The following is a 20134-nucleotide window of genomic DNA, read 5'->3' as shown; positions in this document are numbered from 1 at the left end:
TCGGGTGGTATGCTGCCGTATAAGGGATCATTCCAACGCATCAGTACTTCATATCCCTCTACCATTTTGCTTTCGACCGAAATAATTGGCTGGTATGCAAAAGAAATCCACTTTTCATCGGTACTGCTATGCATTGTCTGTAGGTGTCAATATCGAGATATAGCCAAAAATCCGTTGTATTCCTTCCAATAGGTAGTCCTGGTTTTGAGCTTTGAATACCGCCACAGATCAACCTAGAAATAACAAAACCCCGGCGGACAACCCGCCGGGGCAACACTTCATATCCATCGGATTCTGACGAATGGCCTGAAGCTCTGCAAATTCCAGATAGGCCGTAACCAAGGGGTGCCCAGATCCGAAACTGGGCGCCCCGATGGGATTTAACACTGAGTGGCTCTAAATCGTCGTCACACTCACCAAATTACCTTTTCATTCTTAGCCGCCGTTAAATAAGAAGCATAAAAGCGTATTTTCTGATAAAATAAATGGATTGCACAACGATCTTTATTTAAAGGAGAAAACACCAACTATGGCTAAACAAAAAGAAGTAAAAACCAATGCCATGCGCATTTTGGATAAATTAAAAATTGACTATAGCCACCAAAGCTATCAATGCAATGCATTTGTGGACGGGCCACAGACAGCTGACTTACTGAACTTACCCTATGAACTGGTTTATAAAACCCTGGTAACCGAAGGAAAAAGCAAGAATTATTTTGTCTTTGTGATTCCTATCGACAAAGAACTTGATATGAAAAAAGCCGCCAAAGCGGTAGGCGAAAAGTCGGTAGCGATGATTCAGCTAAAAGATCTGACCGCGATCACCGGCTATGTCCGGGGCGGCTGCACCGCCATTGGCATGAAAAAGCAATTTAAAACGATCATCAATGACACCGCCAAAGAGCTGGATAAAATCTACATCAGCGGCGGTAAAATCGGGTTGCAGATTGAATTGCGACCCGATGATTTCTGCACCGCGGCCGCCGCCGATTATGGCGATGTTATCACTTTCTGAACATGCCACCCTGGTACTTTAATTTGCCGCTGTCGGGTTGTAACAATCGGTGCTGGCCAGACAGCTGCTGCTGTTTAAGTGGGATTTGATGTGTATGCCCAAACCTACGTCCCATTTGTTATTGTTTCAGGGAGATCGGAGTTGGGCTGTTTTGCTTATCGGTGTTGATCGCCCATGACCGTAGTATATCGTTTTTACTGGCAGTTGCAAAACCGCCTGAACACTTTTTTGCATGGCTGTGATATCGTCCCAGAGATAGGCTGGTTGCGGGGAGGTCAGATTCATCAGGGTATCCCCTACAAATAATTCGCCGCTTGGAAAGGAAATCCCGATCGAGCCCCGGGTATGACCAGGCAGCGGATGGATGGTCTCACCGAAACCCAGCCGGTTGGTTTGAGTCCCAGTGATGATTAGATCCGGTTTGAAGCGTTGTGGTGGATGCTTCTTCATCGCACCCTTGCCCACCCATTTAATCATTTTGCCGATCGGATGGGTGGCTTGCATCGGCTGAGACAAGGGATTATCAATCAGTGCGATGTCATTTTCATGGATGACAATCGGGAGTCGATATTTTTCCTGAAAGATAGCGGCATTACCAATATGATCGCTATGGCCATGAGTCAGAACCAGATAACTGATTTGGTCGATGGCAATCTTATTTTGCGCCAGGGTTCGTTCGATTTTGGCGGCCATTCCCGGGGCACCAGCGTCAATCATCAGGTGTCGCTCGCCTTGGGAGAGCAGGTAACAATTAGAACCTGCGGAGATGGTGATGATGTTCATTTTTGATTCTCCTTTTTAAGTCAGCCCTACCCTTTTGGTATCGGTGCACAGGGACATATTAACCGCGTCCCTTTGTGAACCCGGCTACCTGATACAAGCCTCTGTATGAATTTTGCTTTTTAGGTTTTATTTATCCTAAAATTATAGTACAATAGAGCAAATATAAGTTGCTGTCAGGTACATAATATTCCGACACCCCTTAGATTAAATTCAAATATGCTCTCCTGCTATCCACCACAGCATAAAGTGTCACCAGCTGTTTATCTTCATTTACCTTGTAAAAAAGGATGTGCTTTTCAACAATTAAAACCCGATAACCCTGCTTTTTCAAAATGCGATAGCGGGGACTGCTTCCACTCAGCGGGAAATCTTCCAGTAGCTTCACTGCTTTTTCAATTTTTTCAAGATAATGAAGCGCCGCATCAATTGCGTCTGCATCACCAGCGATGTAATTAATGATTTCATAAAGCTGATCATTGAATTTGTCCGTTCTGATAATCGCGTACTTCATGATCACTTTTTCCTGGCGAACAGCGATTGGCGGATTCCTTCAAAGGTCTCTTCGACCGGGGCAACCCGCTGCTGTAAAACATCCTCTTCGGCTTCGGCAAGGGTTCTCAATAATTCAAGCTCTGAGTTCATCTGATGGTAAGTCTGTAAATCAAGTATGGCAGTATCGCCGCGACCGTTGACCGTAATAAAAACCGGTTGCCGCGTTTCATGACAAATCTTTGCAATCTCATTATAATGATTTCTTAAATCAGCCGATGGTCTTATAATTCCCATAATAAACCTCCCGTGTGTGATAGTCAAATTATATCATAATTAGACTATTAATTCAATATGGTCTGGTAAATCCCGACATCGATAAGGTGGAGTCAGGTACCTAAGTTTTCCTAACTCAAGACTTCCATATCGGTTCTGATTTTTTCTTCAATGCCAAATTTCTTTCCATAATAAGTTTATAAATTGGTGTCAGGTAACAGGTTCATACGTCCTCTTGTGTTATTTGTTTTTAAATATCGATTCCTTTTTTCTTCGCAAAGTAATTAGGAATTAGAGAAATAAAAAATAATACGATTCCTGCTATTGTAAATTGAACTAATAATACGATAGAAAAACCGTTTGTCGCTATTTCACCGGCTAAAAATGCATAGATAAAAGATCCTGGTGTCATTGTTATAAATGAGACCAACGCAAATGTAAAAACATTGATGGAGGTAACACCATAGGCGTAATTTTGAACATTATAGGGAAAAAGCGGAACAAGTCGAGTTAAAATTAAAAAATTGGTGCCATTTTTTGCGGCACCTTCCTCAATTTTTTTGAATATCGGATTTGAGCAAAATTTCTCAAGTATTGTATCACGTGCAACATATCTTGCAATGATAAATGCAACCGTTCCACCAATGGTTGCACCGGTAACAGAAAGTAATCCGCCAGCTATTGAACCAAAAGCGATCCCACCAATAATTGTCAGCGCAGATGCGGGCAACATAAAAACAGCAACAACAATGTAGACAAGAATATAAGCCAGATATCCCCATATGCCTAAGCTCTGAAACCAGGCTTGCATCGTTTTAACATCGGTAAGCTTATCCGTTAAACCAAAGGCATTTAACAAAAAAAACACAAGGCCAATAACACAAAGTGTCGCCACTATTTTAATCAATCCGCTATTTTTCTTCATTGATATAGCCATTCCTTTCGTTTCACTCAAGGCACAAATCGTCCTAAAAGGTATTATTGATTTGATTATATCACCTTTCTTTCCTTTTATCTTTAATTTATTCGTCCAAAGCCTTTAAAAAGCTACGCTTAGAGCTACCCTTTATCCGCTTATTTAATATAATTGCCGATCCGTTCTTTAACATTAGCCTGGAGGTTACGGTAAAAAAACTGGTAATCATAAAGATGATACACCCCCTCCTGGAAAATATCGAGGACTGGTGGAAAATCAGCCGGGTTGACACCGGTTACGCGCAGGGTACCCCGATCAGGATCCAGATAGGCTCCGGTCAGGTTGGGCACTTCCTTGACAATCGCCCCGCTATAATCGGTAAATACCGCGCCGCTATTTTCGCTGGCAACAGCTGGGCTACTGTCTGTTCTCCAGTTCAGGGGATTGATCCCCAATGTTTTATCCGGAACAATCAGTGAGCTTTGAATCCCCTCGGCCTCTGAGTTAAAGGAAATGATCACGCCGGTGTCCCCGGAATGCTGGGCCATTTTTAAAAAGGGATAATTGCTTAAATCTTCCGGTGTGACACGCCAGCCAATCAGATAGGCGGCGACCAGCTGGTCGCTTAAAGCCGGATCGGCGAATTTTTCGGCCATCAGGCGCAAGAGCATTTCTGAACCCTGGCTAAAGCCGGCCAGCACAAATGGCCGACCCTGATTGTAATCTTTGATGTACTGATCAAAGGCCTTTGAAACATCCGCGTAGGCCAGATCAAAATACTGATCCGATTGGGATCTATCCATGGTGTAGGCGTTCAGCGCCGCCTGCCGGTAATAAGGAGCAAAAAAATTGGCGTCATCGGCGTAGAGACCTTTTTCCATATTGGTCGCCCCCAGAAACTGGGCCTTTGTTTGTTCATCACCGAGATCCATCGAATGGGAGTCAGCAGTCCCCAGATAAACCGTCGGCGCCACAAAAAAGACATCACAGTTTTTAGTAACAGCTTCGCCAACCGGCAAATACGCCCAGTTCTCGGCTTTGCTGTAATCCACCCCGAGCGGTTCTTGGATGCATCCACCCAGCAACAGGGTCATGATCAGAAAGATCGAGATCATCGCGACGGATACTGAAAGATTGCTTCTTTTTTTCATGGTGTCTCCTTGTTTACGTATTCAATATGGTCTGGTAAAATCCCGAAATCGATTCGGACTGCAGATTAAATTGCGACCCGATGATTTCTGCACCGCGGCCGCCGCTGATTATGGCGATGTCATCTCTTTCTGATCATGCCACACGATCCACTAATAAAAGGATATTTTTGTTAGTGCGGTATCGTATTCGCCATCTTGTGGGCCTTCCTGGACGGCTTTAATTTCAAAAACAATCACACTACCGGGGGCAACCGTACAATTTAAATCTAAATACTGAGGCGATGTTGTCGCTGATAGATAGAGCGTCTTAAGATAGGCACCATTAAGATAAACCCCTAGTTGCGTGACACAACCGTTTTCATAAAATGTCGTGTTCGATTTGGCATAGCCGTTGATAATTTCGACACCCTGTATTTGCGCCGTCTGAGTGCCTTTATAGGAAAAAGTAACCGTTTCGCCATAACCGTTTCCGCTAACACCTTCCACCCAGGCTGTCGCGTTGTCATAGTCGATCAGATTGGCTGCATTGTAATAGAAACCATTGATCGGACTTAAAGTAGATGATGCCCAGACGTCAAATAAACGATTGACATCGACCCCCAATCCCTTAATCGATGGGACCGAAGTGGTTGCTGCTGGGGTCTGTCCGGTAGTTGCTTCAGTCGTTGTCGTCATTTGTGTAATGATAAATTGTTGTGTTGTGATCGATGACAATTTGTTTCCATCGATCACGCGTGCATTAACGGTTGTTGTTTGATTGACCGTAAAAGAATTTTTATAAAGCAGTGAATTCGTAAGCGGCTCTGCGCCGTCAAGGGTATAGTTGATTTCTCCCGATTTGTTAGGATTAGTCATGCTAACCTGAGATGAACCATCGGTATTAACAACTGAAGTCATCTCCGGCGGTTGCAATTTACTGTTTTGACCGGTGATCAGACCGAAAATACTGGCACAACCGGTTGTCGAAACGCTCAGACTGACCAGCAAAATTACCAGCGCAGCAAGTTTCGTATTCTTTCTGTTTTGCGCTTTTATCGTTCTCTTTTTTTCATTCATTTTTCATCTTCCTCCGCTTATTTTTAGTTATAGCTTGAAGTACAAAACCTCCGTCCCCTTGTGTCTGTCCTTCTGGTGGGCTGCAGGCAGCGAATCCGAATATCATCCCTAATGCCAGTAGCATTGCAATTATCCGTTTCATAAATACTCCCTTATAATTCTAAATTAATATAAATAGCTCAACTGGTATTTTCGACATCCTGGAACTTGGCGTAATTCACCTTGACTCCGTCATCCAGATCAAGGGGGATACGGCTCAGGGCGATGCATATAAGTTATTGTTCCGGAAACAACTTGGTTTAGCTTGATGTCGACAGGCACGACCCCTAATCATTTAAGAAATATGCCAAAATTACTACCTCTAATTAACGAATTTAAATCCAGTTTGATAAATTCCCATGTTTGCTCGTAGTTTCCGACAATAAGAATCGCATTGCTGTTAATCAATTGAACAAAGGCTTTCGGATTTTCATAATAATCATCTTCCAGTTTTTCTGACAGTTCTTGCTTTTCCCGAGATGATAATTCTTCTATTTGATTATGGAGTGCGTGTTCAAGATTTCTCGAGAAATAATAGATTTGATATGGAATACCACCTATCTTAGAAGTCGTGCGCAAGCAACTAACGATTTCACGCTTAAGATTATTTCTTTTCTTAATGGCCTCACAGTCTTTTGCATAAATACAGTCTTGAGAATAATGTGTTTTTGCCCGGGTGGTTGGTACAACCGCAGAATCAGGCACAAAAGCACCATCGGTATCGATCAGATGAATGACTTGTTTCAAATCCTGCTTGGTATAGCGTTTCTTATCGAGAAATATTTTAACATGGGACCAAACCTTCTCTTTGGCGTTTTTTGTTGAAATTCCATTCCGGGTGGTGATGTCTCCGTCGGCAATCTCAAAATGAACCTGCTCATTTTCTATCAGTTTAGAAAGAATCGCGCCCAGGGCAATCTGATCGGTGATGCCTTCGACCAAAAATAACACCACCTTTTTCCTAATCATTAACCAGCCTCCCGGCTTTACGAAATGCCCGACTGATCTCAAAATCACTGGTTGCGGCATAAATTTCTTCACTCTGACCACCGAGATTAATGCTCCGCAAATAAACATCCCGCATGTTGTTGTTGCTTTTTACATTGGAAAAGCGAATATATCGGTTTTTGTCGTTGGTTGTTGTAAAAACCAATGACGATTTATGAATCATTTCCAGTGGCCTTAAGTTATGGGAGGTGAAAATTAATTGACCCTTGCCGCTTTTTTCCAGAACCTCCAACAGTTCCCCGAGCAGATACTCGTAAACACCAGCGTCCAGCTCATCAATGGCCACACAAATGCCCGGGAGATTGTATACCGCAATCAGCATATTTAAGACCGACAGAATTTTTTTGATCCCTTCGGACTCATATTTCAGCGGGATCAGCTGATCATTTCGCTGCGACAGCATTTCAAACCGAATCCCTTCGTCGCCCTCGGCCGTCATCTGTTTGCCATAGTTATGGATAACTAAAGCCATATCGGGAATCAGGGCTTTAACAACCAGATTGATACTGCTGACAATTTCGGTTAATAAATCGAACTCCTTTTGCGGAAAAACGGAAGGTTCCATTAAAGAAACCGCCAGATCGCCGAAAACATCTTTTTCGGCATTTTTCTGTTTAAAGGAGAAGGGCATCGCCAGATTCAGATTAATGACACCACAATGGATATTTTTAATAATAAAGATATTTTTGAAGGCATAATCTTTCAAACTCATTAGTATCTTAGACAGATCCGGGATATCTGAGGTCTCCGACAACTTAATGACTTCATCGGAAAAGAAAAAGGAACGGCATTCTTTCATCGCCAGCTTTTTTGCAACGGCGACATCAATGCGACGGGCCTGGTCATTCTGGATGAATTCGTTAAATCGGTATTGCGGCGTGAAGAGATATTCTTCATTTTCAACCCGATATTCCAGATTAACTTTTTTATCCTCGCCGGTGCAATTCTTGTAGCTTAGTTTTTCTTTGGTGATGTAAGTGCTTTTTTCGAAATGCTTTATTTTAAATGAATAGTCACAGTTAAAGGCTTCTTTTTTGTGTTTGATCCAGAATGAAAATTTACATTCGGCTTCATTGCTGTCTTTGGTAATGTAATCCTGAATTTCCGGTGGCAAAAAATTGCCGGACATCAGTTTTTTAAGGAATTCCAGGATTTCGATGACCGCCGTTTTACCTGAGCCGTTCTGTCCATAAATCCCCAGAATATCCGCTTTCATTTCGGAATCAACGGCTAACTGATTGCCCTGGAGTTCTATTTTCCCATAACTCACATTTTTGATATTGACTATTTCAATACCAGCTATTCTTACAACAACATCTTTCATCACGATACCTCCACTAACTTGTATCCATATGATAGCATAATGCACCCGCTTTTAAAAGGCAAAAAACAAATTGCGAAATATTTTGTATCGATTTTGATTTTTATACCACAAAATCAATCAGATAAAGAAATGAGGCCTGAGTACAAAAACTAAACAAACATTTTTTCAAGACAAGATTTTTTGATGTTTTTGAGTTTTTCAAGTTTGCGGAATAGGTTTTACTGTATTTATAGGTGTTACGGATGCCAGATCCCAATTCATCTACCAGAAGACGAAAATGGTGCTGCCATTATTTTAAAAAACAATCCCCCCGCTATGTCCTGTTTGAGTTCAGCCAGTTTCAGGAAGAAGAAGTGACGGTGACTAAGCGGTTGACGCCATTGCCAAGCGAATTCTTAAAAAACATCAGGACGCCTTTGCGGAACTGGCCAAATGAAGCGATTGTCCCGTCAGCAGGTGATGCGCCTGCACACCCTGCTGATTCACGAAACTGGCGGCAGTGATGGCCTCCGGGATGAAGCGCTGCTGGATTCTGCTCTTGATCATGTCTGACTTATTCCGAATAAGTTTATAAATTTATGTCAGGCACAGTCCCTTTACCTTATCCATTACTTAAAGTCATTGAATATCGACACCAATATGGATATAATAACATTAACCGATGGAAAGGAGATGATTGAGATGTCACCATTGGCAAAAGAACTAAAACCCAATTTAATCGAGCAGGAAAAGAATTTGTTTAAAGAACTAGATAAAGCCATTGATGAAATGGAACAAGGACAGGCTATTTCTTTGAATGAATCAATCGCACGGATCAGGGAGAAGCTGGAAATCCATGAAGTATAGGATATTACAAACGCCTGATGCTGAAAATGATGTTTTTCAATTGGCTGACTATATGGTTAACACCCTAAAAAACCACAAAGCAGCCAATGATTTTTTAAATAGATACTACCAAATGGCCGAAAGCCTTGAAACGTTTCCCTTCGGCTACCGGGGAATCAGCTTTGAATACAAAGGTTACGAAATCAGGCTGAAGCCTTATGATTCTTATCACATTTTCTTTATCGTCAATACAAATGAAATGACGGTGACAATTTTACGGGTACTAAAAGACCGTCAAGATTGGAAAACACTACTTTTAAGAACGGATTAAAGCATTATTTCTGTTGCGTAATTGACCTAATCCATCATCCTTAAATCTAACAAAGATTTTTTAAAGAAAGAGCACTGCCGGTTTTGCTGGCAATGTATTAGATTATTTTAATTACTAAATTGTGGTAGACCGCACTATACAATTATGTAAAACGCGTCAAAATACCCCTCCTACTGATTTCAGGTGTTCGCACTATTGAATGATTTAGCCAGGGGGATTTTTGTATTTAGCCAGATCGTACGTTCGGATCAGTCGTCTTCGTTCAGATAAAGTTAAGTTAACCTGGCACTGTCAAACTAAATCGGTAATCAGCTCCGGGATATGGATGTGTGAGGGTGGTACATATGATGCATTGGATGGCATGCTGCCACCGATCCAATTTTGACTCAATCGATATTCTCCCGGGGTTTTATGTTCACCGCGAACACCCTGCATCAGTTCATTGTGTATTTCTCTGATCAGTCGGGAGCTCAAAGGAAAATCATCTTGCATAATGCGATTGACTCCATGCTGAAGCGCTTTAATGTAATTATGAACTTCTCTGGCATCATCACGTTTCTCAGGGTTCAAATCTCTGATAGGCATCAGTTCTTCTTCTCAGATCGGCTTTTGTTTTGGCTCGATACTTTTCATATTCAAGCTCGGACAGGATTTTCAATCGCTCATTATCCGCTCGTTTCCGCTCAAGAAGGCGGTCGATGGAAATGAAAGACTACAAAATACGAAGCCAATCACGACGAGCATAAAGGATTCGTTCAACGTTGACGACGTGGGATTGTTCATCGATGGTAAAGAAAGCGACATAGTTCTTAATCAAAAGTTTTCGGTATCCCATTGAAGCCAGCCGGTCATCACGAACAGCCGGACATTTCTGGGGCATTTCGGATAAACCAAGCAGTGCTTCTTCAATCGTATCCATCATATTTATGGCCGTCATTGGTGATGATAATTGTGAAGATATGTACAGGATCATATCACGAAGGTCATTTTCGGCTGGCTCTGAGATCTCAATGCTATAGGTTGCCATCGGTTATCTCTTGTCGCAGGTTCTTCATGACATCAGTAAGCGGACGTTTTTTCCCCGCTTTAATGGCGGCTCGACTTTCATCAAGGGCGCGATAAAGTTCAATCTTGCCGTTTAACATTTCGTAAGCTTCGATGCTCATGACAGCCAAGTCCCCCTGACCATTCTTCGTGATGAAGATGGGTTCTTCGTGTTCATGGCAGAATTTAGAGATTTCGTTGTAATTATTTCTTAGATCCGTACTGGATTTAATATTAGGCATTTGAATGTCCTCCTTAGTTAATCTAAAGATATTATACTAGAATTTCTTTAGATTAACCATAAAAATAGCCGGTTGAGGTAGTCAAATCGCTAAAACGTGTTGCAAATGCAAGGGGCATGGGGTCACGTTTTTGGCTCGATACTTTTCATATTCAAGCTCGGACAGGATTTTCGCTTCATCATGGGGCATGGGATCACCTCCGATTAAAAAATTCATTATCTCTAAATATCTCGTTTCGTATTTTAAAAAGAATGCAAAAAACTAATAGTTAAGTCAAAAGTTAAGTTGAGCCTGGCACCGGAAATAAATAATCACACTAGGATCACTTATTCATATTTGTGGTAGAGCAAACATCGATCACTGAATCCAGCCGCTGGGATTCCCAGTCCTTGATTTAGCCTGGCCCAATAATTGACACCGGCAATAGTACTTGCAAGCATGACGATTTCTTTTTCGGAAAATTCACGGGTTATATTTTTAATAAATTGATCGGATAGTTTCGGTGGGGTACTTGACAGACTGATGGCGTACTCCAAAGCCAGCAATTCCCGCAGGCTGAATGACTGAACCGACTGGACCTCCCGTTGACCCTGTAATACGGCTAGTTCTGCTTCGGTGATGCCATGTGTTACAATCCCGGCAGCGTTCATGTCGATGCAGAATGAACAAGAGCAGATCAAGGATGCCTGAAGCCTGACCAAATTGAGCAGCCGCTGTTCCTGTTCGTTCTTCCCTTTTGCAGTCATCATCTCTAAAACACCAGAACCGATCGCGGCTCTGGGATACCAGGTTAACAGACGGGCCGGCATCAAATCTTTACCAGTTTCTTTTTTGGCGATGTACAAACCGATCCGCAGTAATAACGGAATTCTTTTCGGTGGGTTAATCATTGTTTTGGACACTTCCTGTTTTTTAAATGAATCCCGCATGATTCCATGCCATGTTCTTTCTATTATAAATTGATGACAGGCACAGTAATGTACGGAAATACCCGATAACTGGCACCAGATTCGGACGATTCAGACACCAGATACAACATTACTCTTCTTTTTAAAATTCAATTCTGAAAATCAATTTGCTATGACTCTCTTTTGCAACCTGGGAACTAATATCCGAACTTCCTTTAACCTTACCTTTGACCCCCGCCTTCTTAACAGCCATATCCATAGCATATGCTGCTTTTTCAGACATTGTCGACAGTGATGAACCTGATAATTCTAAAATCTCCGATTTGATCGCATTGCCATTTTCAAATCTCATTTCGATGAGTCTAATAATATTTTCATCATGAGCAAACCATTTAAGTACAGGCTTTTTAGGACTGTTACTTCCCACAAATTGCATTTCTGTCTTTCCTCTTCGATGATTACTTTCCTTTCTAGACATATTTTGTTCGAATTTTTCAGCTGTAGAAACTCCTTGATCTACTAAACTAACATCTTCACTAAATTTCTTTTCTTTGTTTTTTATATTTGATTCCGTGTTCGATTCACTTATTTCAATCGAACAACTCTTTGCTCCTAATGAAAAAGCAATATGTTTCAACTCAGCTATTCTTTCTTCATTTGCTCTTGTGAAAATATAATCAGCCTTAATAAATCGATTACGGTCAAAACTATCAACACAATAAACGGCATCGCATGTTACCATCGGTATGAACTGTATCCCACTCTTTTTAATTGCTGTATCATAAAGATAGAGAATTTCAATATCATTCTCTTTGCCAAGCCATCCAATTGACCCCTCACAGACATTAACATCACGTCTCACCGCGTCATCAACAATCATAATTATGTTGGGTATGTTGAAACCAGGGCTACAATAAAATTCAGGGAAAATCGGACTATATTTTTTCAACTTACGTAAATAACTGTCATTTATAGTTTTATCGGATAAAGACTTGGCGCTTTTTTGAATGTTTACCGTCGCTTTTTTACCAGCATCGTATGTCTTCTGTAAAATATTCGAAACGATTTCTGAGCTTTTTTTAGGATCTATAAATTTCTTCATGGTATAATTCCTTTCAAAACAGAATTCTTTGTAAGGTGGTGTCAGGTTCATCTAGCAATTTTCTGTCACATCTTCCCCATCACATCCAGCAAACTTTGATAACTGTCCACATCGTAATACTTCACCGCACTGGTGGAAATCTCATTGAACAGTTTTTTAGCGCAGGCAATTTTGGCTTGTTCGATCGGGCGCAGCTGGAGGCTTTCCATGGTGCCTTTGGTTTCGGCTATAAAAAAGATATGCTTGACGGCTCCTGCATTAAAGGCAATCGCCCAGTCCGGGGAATAGTTGCCGACTGGGGTGGGAATGGCAAAACCCTTGGGCAGTTTAGCATAAACACACACTTCATCTGCCGAATCAAGATCCTGGGCGAAGCGCTGCTCCACACTTTTGACCGCCGTGCCGTCAGTATAAACATAATCCTGGATATGTTTTTGAGCCCGAAAGGCTTTGTCAATGCTCTGGGCATGTTTTTCGGCGGTGAAAATCGCACTGTCATATTCTCCCGCAATCTGATCGTAGCGGATATGTTCCACCACCATGGTGGATTTCTGTTCTTTAATCAATTTAACCAGCTTGGCAATAAACTCTTCGGGGTTGTTTTTAAACATGGCAAAGGTCTGGGCTTTGATGCCTGTTAAAATGGCCGCCACGGTGCGCCGGGTAAGCATCGTTCCCGATGCAATTTTGCCGATTAGATCATACCGGATCTGGCTGGCCTGAGCCTGTTTAAGGGTCTTGGTTGCGGTTTTACCAATGGTAAAGGCGTCCTTTTCTTCCATGACTCTTAACGTCAGACCATCCTTCTGTTCACCGACTGCAGTGGTATAGAGCAGTTCCGAGACAAAGAGGCGCTCATCAATATGGCGAATGGCTTTTTCAATCAGTTCCCGGCTGTCAAAGTCGACCGTATAGGCATATTTATGATTAATATAGCCCCATAGGGTCTGAAACTCTTTTTTATAAAAGTTATCATTAAGCTCATTATCCCGGACGGTGGTCTGGCGGCCATTTTCAATCATGTCATTTAGTACCGTTTCATCAAAGATCCCCTGGATCAGCCCATGGATGCCTTCAACCATCGCTTTGAGCTCATCCGGCAACTCTTTTAAGCTATTGTTTTCCAGATCCTGGTGGTAAGCTTCGGTAATCCGGTCATCCTCATCGATATAATCTTTCTTCACCAGATAATGATAGATCATGCCCGCCTGATGATCATCAAGGACGACCAGTTGATCGCCAACCCGGATGGTTTTGCCGGTAAAATAGTCCCGGCTGGCTTTTTCGGGTCGTTCATACAGATCTTTTTTAATATCCGTTTGCAGATCGCCGACAAAATTTTTATAACTTTCACTGGCGATTACCGTCAGCTTATTGATTTGATGGACATCACTGCCGCAGGTTTCCGCATCCATGCGATGGCCGGCCTGATTGACCGATAATCGCAGACCGCGACCCACCTCCTGGCGTTTGGTGGTGGCTGAATCCGAATGTTTGAGGGCGCAGATCTGAAAGACATTGGGATTGTCCCAGCCTTCCCGGAGGGCAGAGTGGGAAAAAATAAACCGGGTCGGCTCTGAAAAACTGAGCAGCCGTTCTTTATTTTTTAAGATCAGCTCATAAGCCGAAATATCGTCGGAAAATTCCGAACCCCGTTTGGCCTTGCTGTCGATGATGTGATGGGATTTTTTATCGATGCTGAAATAGCCCTTATGGGTATCTGCAATGGCGATGCTGTTTAAATACTGCTGATAGGGGGTCTTGAACAGTTTGCGATAGTCATTGAGAATATTGATATATTCCTGTTCGAAAATCTGGCCATATTCCCCGGCGACTTCACTGCCATTTTCGTCATACTGGCGGTATTTAGCGACCTCGTCGATAAAAAATAAGGACAGCGTTTTTATCCCCAACTCAAAGAGTTTTTCTTCTTTTTCAAAATGGGAGAGGATCGTTTCGCGGATCTGAATCCGGCGCATATCACTTTCAGAGACATCCCCCACCACCTCCCCCCGGGTGATGACCTCACCGTTTAAAAAGGTCAGGGTTCCGGCAAGGGGATCAATTTCGGAAATGGTGTAGCCATTTTTATACTGCTCCATTTCTTTGGACGTGTAGTAGAGATTATCCCCCACCCCTAAAATCCGGGCTTCCCGATTGATGGATTTATGATAGGCAATTTCCAGCTCAATCCGGGCCATCGGGGGCTTCTTGCTGGAGAGGATAATGTCATCCAGATACAGGTAGTGATCGGTGCCCCGGAAATTTTTAACTTCAAAGCCCTTGACCTGGATCTTCTTGACCAGCCGGTGATTATAGGCTTCCAGGGCATCCAGCACATAGACCAGATTGTGTTGGACTGCATGGGTAGCTGAATAATTGAGACAAAAAAGTGGTTTAAAATTCTGCAGTGCTTTCTGGGTCACGTCCCCACCCATTTTCTGCGGTTCATCCAGGATAATTATCGGGCGGTTGGCACTGATCACATCGATGGGACGGCGGGAGGCGAATTCATCCCGCTCGGAATAAATGATCCGGCTTTCTTTATTATTAGCCCCCTCTTTCAAGGAGGCGGCAAAGGCCTGGGTATTGATGATCATCACGTTGATGCCTCCACTGCTGGAAAATTCATCCAGTTGGTGCAGGTTCTTGCTGTTGTAGACAAAAAAACGGGCTTTCTTGTTATAATGCTCCATAAAATGATCGACGGTCATTTCAAAGCTCTTCTTGACCCCTTCCCGGATGGCAATGGAGGGCACCACCACGATAAACTTGGACCAGCCATAGCGTTTGTCCAGTTCAAACATGGTTTTGATATAAACATAGGTTTTTCCGGTACCGGTTTCCATTTCAATATCCAGACTGCAACGACCCAGATCGTTAAATAGCGCCGCCGACTGCTTGATATTGTTGCGGTTCTGAAGTGCCTGAAGGTTCTTAAGCAGCTGCTCATCGGAAAGTGCTACGGCTTCATTTTTAAAGCCGCTGTCATCTTCCGGATCCAGGGCATCGGCATCGTAAAATTTAGAGATTAAGGTCACCTGCTCTGCGATCGGGAGACTTTGAGTCGCTACTTTACCCAGGTCTCTGATATAACTGACCGGGCTGGCAAAAGGCTGGCCGCTAAAGACGTCCATGACACTGTTCACGGCATCGGTTTGATAGGGCTGGATTTTAAAGGTAAATTTCATTTCATCAAACCTTTATAAGACCTTTCTGACCGTGTCCGGGCTGTAGGCCGCAAAGATCTGATCGAAATTGGCAGCGACCGCATCCGTGGCCATGGAGTGATCCCGGATCACAAAATAATAGGGTTTCATTTTTGCAATTGCGGTAATGGTGGCATCGGACAGACCTTTGTCAAAACAGGCCATCAAAAATCCATCAGCCACCCGAAAGACATTTTTCCCGTCAATGGTGCTGGTTTCAATTTTGCTGGACAGCAGTACCCCCAGATCCAGCATTACCTGAAAGAGGAGGTCTTCCGGCGACCGGTCAGCTTTGATGTTGTCGGTCAGGTCGGAAAACATGGAAATATTGGTGTCTTCCGGGGTGTAGAAAACGTCTTTCATATTGGTGGAAGCCAGTTTTAGCACCCGGAAACCGGTATCTAAATCTTTGGCTGTTTCAGGGTTTTCTGCCTTGATTTTGGTGCCGGCCCGACGGATCCGTTCTTTGCCGATTTCACAAATGTTCGGATAACCGGCTTTATAAGCCTCGCTTTTTTCATCGGTGGATTCGGGGATCTGAACCATAATGAACTTTCGGTTGCCTCCATCTTCAGCGTTTAATTGCATAACGGCATGGGCGGTGGTGGCGGAACCGGAGAAGAAGTCGAGAATGATTGAGTCTTTATCGGTTCCAATTTTCATCATTTCTTTGATATATGGAATGGGCTTTGGTGTCTCAAAAATGATATTTGTAAACAATTTTTTTATTTCATCTGAAGCATTAGCAGCGTTTGAAACATTGTCCCACAGAGTTTCTGGTATCTTCCCCTTGTTCTCATTTATAAATAGTTTCCGATATATATTGTCACCTATTATGATTAGTCTATCTTCAGCGTCCATTTTTTTTAAATTTGATTCGCTAAATAGCCATAGTCTTTTTTCAAAATATTGACCTTCTTTTGTAGTAAAGTCATAACTAACTCCACCTTGTGTCCCTCTTGCCCAACAGGCTAACATCCTGTAGTTACCACGCGGATCATTATCTTTGTTTTTATACGCCTTTTTTGTTTCTTCATCAAGTTCTAAATAATTTACTACAAATGAGTTTTTCATTTTTGTATATGCAATTAAATACTCATGAGATTTACTAAACCATTTTGCTGAATTGTCTCTGCCTCTTTTTCTTTTCCATATAATAGTTGCAACAAAATTAGAATCCCCGAAGATTTCATCACTTATTTTTCGTAAATTATCAACTTCTTCATCACCAATCGAAATAAAAATAACCCCATCCTCGGTCAGTAGATCTTTCGCCAGCTTTAACCTTGGGTAGATCATATTCAACCAATCGGTATGAAAACGACCATTACTGTCCAGATTTTTAACCAGTCGATTGCCTTCTTCATCGAATTGACCGCTGTTGGCCAGGTACTCACCTGTGTTTTGGGCAAAATCATCCTCATATACAAAGTCATTGCCGGTATTATAGGGCGGGTCAATATATATCATTTTCACCCTACCCAAATAGGTTTCCTGAAGGAGTTTCAGGACATCCAGGTTATCCCCTTCAATATACAGATTTTGGGTACTGTCAAAGTCCACGCTTTCTTCTACGCAGGGCCGCAGGGTTTTGGCAATCTGGGCATTGGCCAACAGAATGGATTGTTTCTTATCCGGCCAGGTAAACTGGTAACGCTCGTTGCAACCTTCCACCACAAAATCCGAAAGTTCCTGCTTCAACTTGTCAAAATCCACCACCTTGGAGATTTTGCCATCCACCTTGGCCTCAGTGACGCAATTGGGAAACAGGTTACCAATTTTTTCAATGTTATCATCAACCTTGTTGATACTGCGCATTTTAAGCTTATCCATTTACTTGCTCCTTCTGTATCGGTTCAATATCCAAAAATTTAAGTAGCTCCAGTGCAATTTCCTCAGGGGTCAACATTGCCGTATTTAATGCTGCTCTACTCGCTAATGATGGGCTAAACGCTTGAACATCCTTTTTAGTAATATTATGCCATATGGGCAAAATTGTTTTTCCATTGGTCATTTCTATTTGAAACAAACCATCCAGTTCGTATTGTGTCCACCCTTTATTAATATAATTTGTTGTGATAATGACAATCCCATATTTTGATTTCTTTAGTCCATTATCAATTGTTGAACGTAAGCTATCTCCCCATCTTATATTAATCGAATCGTACCAAACTTTGACCCCGACTTTTTGAAGTTCTTCAAATAATTCATCCGCAAAGCTCTCTTTATCTTCTGTTGCATGTGATAAAAAAACATCGAATTCTTCCTGGGAATGATCAGCATATAAATGAGTGTTATTTTCCGGTTTCATGGCTTGTTGAGTTAATTGGGACGTTAAATCAGAAATACGCTTTTCATAGTCAGCGTGGATTGCTTTCTGTTTTACTTCTGATTTTTTGGATTCTTCTGCTTCTTCTTTTCTCAGTTTTATTGAAGCATCTGCGCTCTTCGATTTTTTATCTGCAATTTTTTTACTGATATCCGCTTTATTACCGGCTATCCTTTCCAAATCATTTTGATAACCCTGTATCTGCTTTAGTTTTGATTGCTTCGTGGCGACTGATGTATTTTTTGTTATACTCTTCTGCGTAGAGTTAATACTTCTTGTTTTTTCAGCTTCTTTCTTTACTTCAGCAGCCATTTTTTTCTCTAAATCAGCCAGATCTTTATCAAGCTGATTCAATGTTCGTCTTGTTTGGTCTGAACTCATTTTAACTTCTCCATCTCTTTTTTAAATAACTTTTTGTTCAAACAGTCGTTTAACCTGGCATCTGCCTTCCTTTTGAACTATTTCCATTTTGGAAACAGTTGCGTCATCCTACCATTCACTTTCTTAAAATATTGCGTACACCTCTCCATAACTATCGCCTTTCGCACTCGATCCAGAAATCGGTACCTAGCTATCTTTTATTGCATTATAAATTTCAAGTTTGATCGCTTCATTGGTGTCATACTCACCATCAAAAATTAGCGTCATGATCTTGTTCAGCAGTTCTTTATCTATTTTTCCTGCCGCGACATGATAACTGATATTTTCCATTTTACCAATAAAATCTCTGGCAATGAGCATATAACCATTCTTTAACAAAAACTGTGTCGACAAGGTTATTGCGATTCTTTTATTTCCATCTGCAAAGCAGTGAAATTGGCAGGCGCAGAAAAATAAATGGGTGATTTTATCCACAAAAGTTGGATAATAGTCGTCATTCTGAATATGATGCAAAACACTATCGAGACGGTTCTGATCAATGCATTCCGTCAAGCCGCCACCGCTATTTACAACGGTTCTTTTATGGATCTCCATTGCTTCATCAATAGAGATATACGTGTAACCATTCATCTTATTCACGCTCTTTTAACCTTTTTAATACTTCAGCATTTTCGTTCATCAGTTTTTCGATCACATCTCCTTCTTCGCCCAGAAATAATTTATATTCTTTTTCGTCTAAAGGTGTGATGTATGCTTCTAATTGTTTATGAAATGCATCACGAAGTGCTAAATCCCGACTGGCCATCTTATTTCGCCCGCTTGTAATCAATGGTTTCCAATGTGGCAAATTCTCAAATTCATGAAAAATCTCATCAACTTCCCAGCTATCCAGTTTTTCTTTTTTTTCCTGAAATTTCTGTTTAAGTAATTCCGCCAATCCACATTCATAGGAAGCGACTAAATCTAAAATTTCCGCATAAAAAGTATCTCTTACCTTATCTTTGCTTTTGAGTTTCAGAATTTCTCGATATTCTTTTGCTTTTTCTCTAAAGATACTCTGATAAATCATATCCGTATAGCGGGCGTATTTGAAATTCCCCATATCAACAAAGTCTCTCAGTGCATCGGTAAATTCTTTTCGATAACTCTCTTCCTGTAAAAAAGCACCTAAAAAATCACGATCTCTTTGGTTGATGTATTTTGTTGAACCGCCAGTTTTCTGATTGATGATATCAATGACTACATCGAGTATCATCTGTCGTAGAATACGCGCATTTTCACTTTCAGCTAAAAGCATTCCAATATTCAAAAAACATTTGAAATCAAAAATTCCCATAACTGTTGTTTTGGTACCGACATTTATGTCGGTACCAAAATCATGCTTGAGTATTCCCAAAAATATTTTAAGGCGCTTGCCTCGAATGACTTCGTAACCATTATTTTTTAGTTCAACATTATGCTTCTTTATATATCGCTCAATTGTACGGTTATCAATGTCATAAAACTCTGCAACCATCTCTTTAGTGAATGTTATTTTTCCTTCAAAGTTGACACCCTTCAGATTTGCAGTTTTTTGTATCTCATTCAGTGCCATCTCATTATTTAAAATATTCTGTCGATCGATATCTGAATTCGTAAGGTCTTTAGCCAATTGAACACCTCCTAAAATAATAAACACGTGTTTAAGTTCTAAGCGCTACGCTAGC

25 protein-coding genes are annotated in these 20134 nt (G+C 41.6%); 4 read left to right on the top strand and 21 right to left on the bottom strand.

Features of this window, described 5'->3' with window-relative positions:
* Nucleotides 1–134 (bottom strand): EAL domain-containing protein (locus QZ998_RS16925; protein WP_366512430.1); only part of this gene is annotated, 134 nt, incomplete at its 3' end.
* A gap of 94 nt (nucleotides 135–228) precedes the next feature.
* Nucleotides 229–387, bottom strand: coding sequence for a hypothetical protein (locus tag QZ998_RS10140; RefSeq protein WP_296560246.1), 159 nt, complete (start codon nucleotides 385–387; stop codon nucleotides 229–231).
* A gap of 142 nt (nucleotides 388–529) precedes the next feature.
* On the opposite strand from QZ998_RS10140, the gene ybaK reads away from it, so the two are divergent.
* Nucleotides 530–1015 carry a Cys-tRNA(Pro) deacylase gene (ybaK, locus tag QZ998_RS10135; RefSeq protein WP_296560244.1) on the top strand — a complete coding sequence of 162 codons (486 nt, stop codon included), beginning with the start codon at nucleotides 530–532 and terminating at the stop codon, nucleotides 1013–1015.
* 126 nt (nucleotides 1016–1141) lie between these two features.
* On the opposite strand, the gene QZ998_RS10130 is transcribed toward ybaK, so the two are convergent.
* From QZ998_RS10130 to QZ998_RS10095, 8 genes are all read right to left on the bottom strand, one after another.
* The gene (locus tag QZ998_RS10130; protein ID WP_296560242.1) at nucleotides 1142–1798 is read right to left on the bottom strand and encodes an MBL fold metallo-hydrolase; all 657 of its coding nucleotides are present in this window, start codon (nucleotides 1796–1798) and stop codon (nucleotides 1142–1144) included.
* A gap of 199 nt (nucleotides 1799–1997) precedes the next feature.
* Complete coding sequence (locus tag QZ998_RS10125) at nucleotides 1998–2309, bottom strand: type II toxin-antitoxin system RelE/ParE family toxin (RefSeq protein WP_296560241.1); 312 nt, start codon at nucleotides 2307–2309, stop codon at nucleotides 1998–2000.
* A gap of 2 nt (nucleotides 2310–2311) precedes the next feature.
* Nucleotides 2312–2584: a type II toxin-antitoxin system prevent-host-death family antitoxin gene (locus QZ998_RS10120; protein ID WP_296560240.1), complete on the bottom strand. Its 273-nt coding sequence runs from the start codon at nucleotides 2582–2584 to the stop codon at nucleotides 2312–2314.
* Between the two features lie 229 nt (nucleotides 2585–2813).
* Complete coding sequence (locus QZ998_RS10115) at nucleotides 2814–3518, bottom strand: TVP38/TMEM64 family protein (protein WP_296560238.1); 705 nt, start codon at nucleotides 3516–3518, stop codon at nucleotides 2814–2816.
* A gap of 119 nt (nucleotides 3519–3637) precedes the next feature.
* Complete coding sequence (locus tag QZ998_RS10110) at nucleotides 3638–4630, bottom strand: DUF3089 domain-containing protein (protein ID WP_296560236.1); 993 nt, start codon at nucleotides 4628–4630, stop codon at nucleotides 3638–3640.
* A gap of 150 nt (nucleotides 4631–4780) precedes the next feature.
* Nucleotides 4781–5686: a chitobiase/beta-hexosaminidase C-terminal domain-containing protein gene (locus tag QZ998_RS10105; RefSeq protein ID WP_296560234.1), complete on the bottom strand. Its 906-nt coding sequence runs from the start codon at nucleotides 5684–5686 to the stop codon at nucleotides 4781–4783.
* Between the two features lie 330 nt (nucleotides 5687–6016).
* Nucleotides 6017–6694: a hypothetical protein gene (locus QZ998_RS10100; protein ID WP_296560233.1), complete on the bottom strand. Its 678-nt coding sequence runs from the start codon at nucleotides 6692–6694 to the stop codon at nucleotides 6017–6019.
* Nucleotides 6687–8057, bottom strand: coding sequence for an AAA family ATPase (locus QZ998_RS10095; protein ID WP_296560231.1), 1371 nt, complete (start codon nucleotides 8055–8057; stop codon nucleotides 6687–6689). The genes QZ998_RS10100 and QZ998_RS10095 overlap by 8 nt, the downstream gene beginning before the upstream one ends.
* 432 nt (nucleotides 8058–8489) lie before the next feature.
* Between QZ998_RS10095 and QZ998_RS10090 the strand changes: the two genes are divergently transcribed.
* The 3 genes from QZ998_RS10090 (at nucleotide 8490) to QZ998_RS10080 (ending at nucleotide 9213) form a co-directional block, all read left to right on the top strand.
* Nucleotides 8490–8609, top strand: coding sequence for a cell filamentation protein Fic (locus QZ998_RS10090; protein ID WP_296560229.1), 120 nt, complete (start codon nucleotides 8490–8492; stop codon nucleotides 8607–8609).
* Nucleotides 8610–8738: 129 nt separating this feature from the next.
* Nucleotides 8739–8903: a hypothetical protein gene (locus QZ998_RS10085; protein ID WP_296560227.1), complete on the top strand. Its 165-nt coding sequence runs from the start codon at nucleotides 8739–8741 to the stop codon at nucleotides 8901–8903.
* Nucleotides 8893–9213 (top strand): type II toxin-antitoxin system RelE/ParE family toxin, encoded by a 321-nt coding sequence (locus tag QZ998_RS10080; protein ID WP_296560225.1) that lies wholly within the window; start codon nucleotides 8893–8895, stop codon nucleotides 9211–9213. Before QZ998_RS10085 ends, QZ998_RS10080 begins: the two co-directional genes overlap by 11 nt.
* Before the next feature lie 291 nt (nucleotides 9214–9504).
* On the opposite strand, the gene QZ998_RS10075 is transcribed toward QZ998_RS10080, so the two are convergent.
* From QZ998_RS10075 to QZ998_RS10025, 11 genes are all read right to left on the bottom strand, one after another.
* A complete protein-coding gene (locus QZ998_RS10075; RefSeq protein ID WP_296560224.1) occupies nucleotides 9505–9798 on the bottom strand; it encodes a hypothetical protein in 294 nt (97 codons plus the stop codon).
* Between the two features lie 127 nt (nucleotides 9799–9925).
* Entirely contained in the window at nucleotides 9926–10240 is a 315-nt protein-coding gene (locus QZ998_RS10070; RefSeq protein ID WP_296560222.1) for a type II toxin-antitoxin system RelE/ParE family toxin, read from the bottom strand.
* Entirely contained in the window at nucleotides 10227–10499 is a 273-nt protein-coding gene (locus QZ998_RS10065) for a type II toxin-antitoxin system prevent-host-death family antitoxin (protein WP_296560220.1), read from the bottom strand. Before QZ998_RS10065 ends, QZ998_RS10070 begins: the two co-directional genes overlap by 14 nt.
* 81 nt (nucleotides 10500–10580) lie before the next feature.
* A complete protein-coding gene (locus QZ998_RS10060; RefSeq protein ID WP_296560218.1) occupies nucleotides 10581–10715 on the bottom strand; it encodes a hypothetical protein in 135 nt (44 codons plus the stop codon).
* A gap of 110 nt (nucleotides 10716–10825) precedes the next feature.
* Nucleotides 10826–11389, bottom strand: coding sequence for a carboxymuconolactone decarboxylase family protein (locus tag QZ998_RS10055; RefSeq protein ID WP_296560216.1), 564 nt, complete (start codon nucleotides 11387–11389; stop codon nucleotides 10826–10828).
* 160 nt (nucleotides 11390–11549) lie between these two features.
* Nucleotides 11550–12509 carry a hypothetical protein gene (locus tag QZ998_RS10050; protein WP_296560214.1) on the bottom strand — a complete coding sequence of 320 codons (960 nt, stop codon included), beginning with the start codon at nucleotides 12507–12509 and terminating at the stop codon, nucleotides 11550–11552.
* Nucleotides 12510–12574: 65 nt separating this feature from the next.
* Nucleotides 12575–15700 carry a DEAD/DEAH box helicase family protein gene (locus tag QZ998_RS10045; protein ID WP_296560212.1) on the bottom strand — a complete coding sequence of 1042 codons (3126 nt, stop codon included), beginning with the start codon at nucleotides 15698–15700 and terminating at the stop codon, nucleotides 12575–12577.
* 12 nt (nucleotides 15701–15712) lie between these two features.
* Nucleotides 15713–17551 (bottom strand): site-specific DNA-methyltransferase, encoded by a 1839-nt coding sequence (locus tag QZ998_RS10040; protein WP_296560211.1) that lies wholly within the window; start codon nucleotides 17549–17551, stop codon nucleotides 15713–15715.
* Nucleotides 17544–18428 (bottom strand): toll/interleukin-1 receptor domain-containing protein, encoded by an 885-nt coding sequence (locus QZ998_RS10035; protein ID WP_296560209.1) that lies wholly within the window; start codon nucleotides 18426–18428, stop codon nucleotides 17544–17546. The genes QZ998_RS10040 and QZ998_RS10035 overlap by 8 nt, the downstream gene beginning before the upstream one ends.
* A 186-nt stretch (nucleotides 18429–18614) precedes the next feature.
* Nucleotides 18615–19058 carry a Fic family protein gene (locus QZ998_RS10030; protein WP_296560208.1) on the bottom strand — a complete coding sequence of 148 codons (444 nt, stop codon included), beginning with the start codon at nucleotides 19056–19058 and terminating at the stop codon, nucleotides 18615–18617.
* Between the two features lies 1 nt (nucleotide 19059).
* Nucleotides 19060–20079 (bottom strand): DNA-binding protein, encoded by a 1020-nt coding sequence (locus QZ998_RS10025; RefSeq protein ID WP_296560205.1) that lies wholly within the window; start codon nucleotides 20077–20079, stop codon nucleotides 19060–19062.
* Nucleotides 20080–20134 lie beyond the last annotated feature (55 nt).

The sequence above is a fragment of the uncultured Acetobacterium sp. genome, assembly GCF_927416815.1.
In the GTDB taxonomy this organism is placed as follows: domain Bacteria; phylum Bacillota; class Clostridia; order Eubacteriales; family Eubacteriaceae; genus Acetobacterium.
Note: the sequence above shows the minus strand (reverse complement) of the source record. Positions and strands in the feature narration are given on the sequence as shown.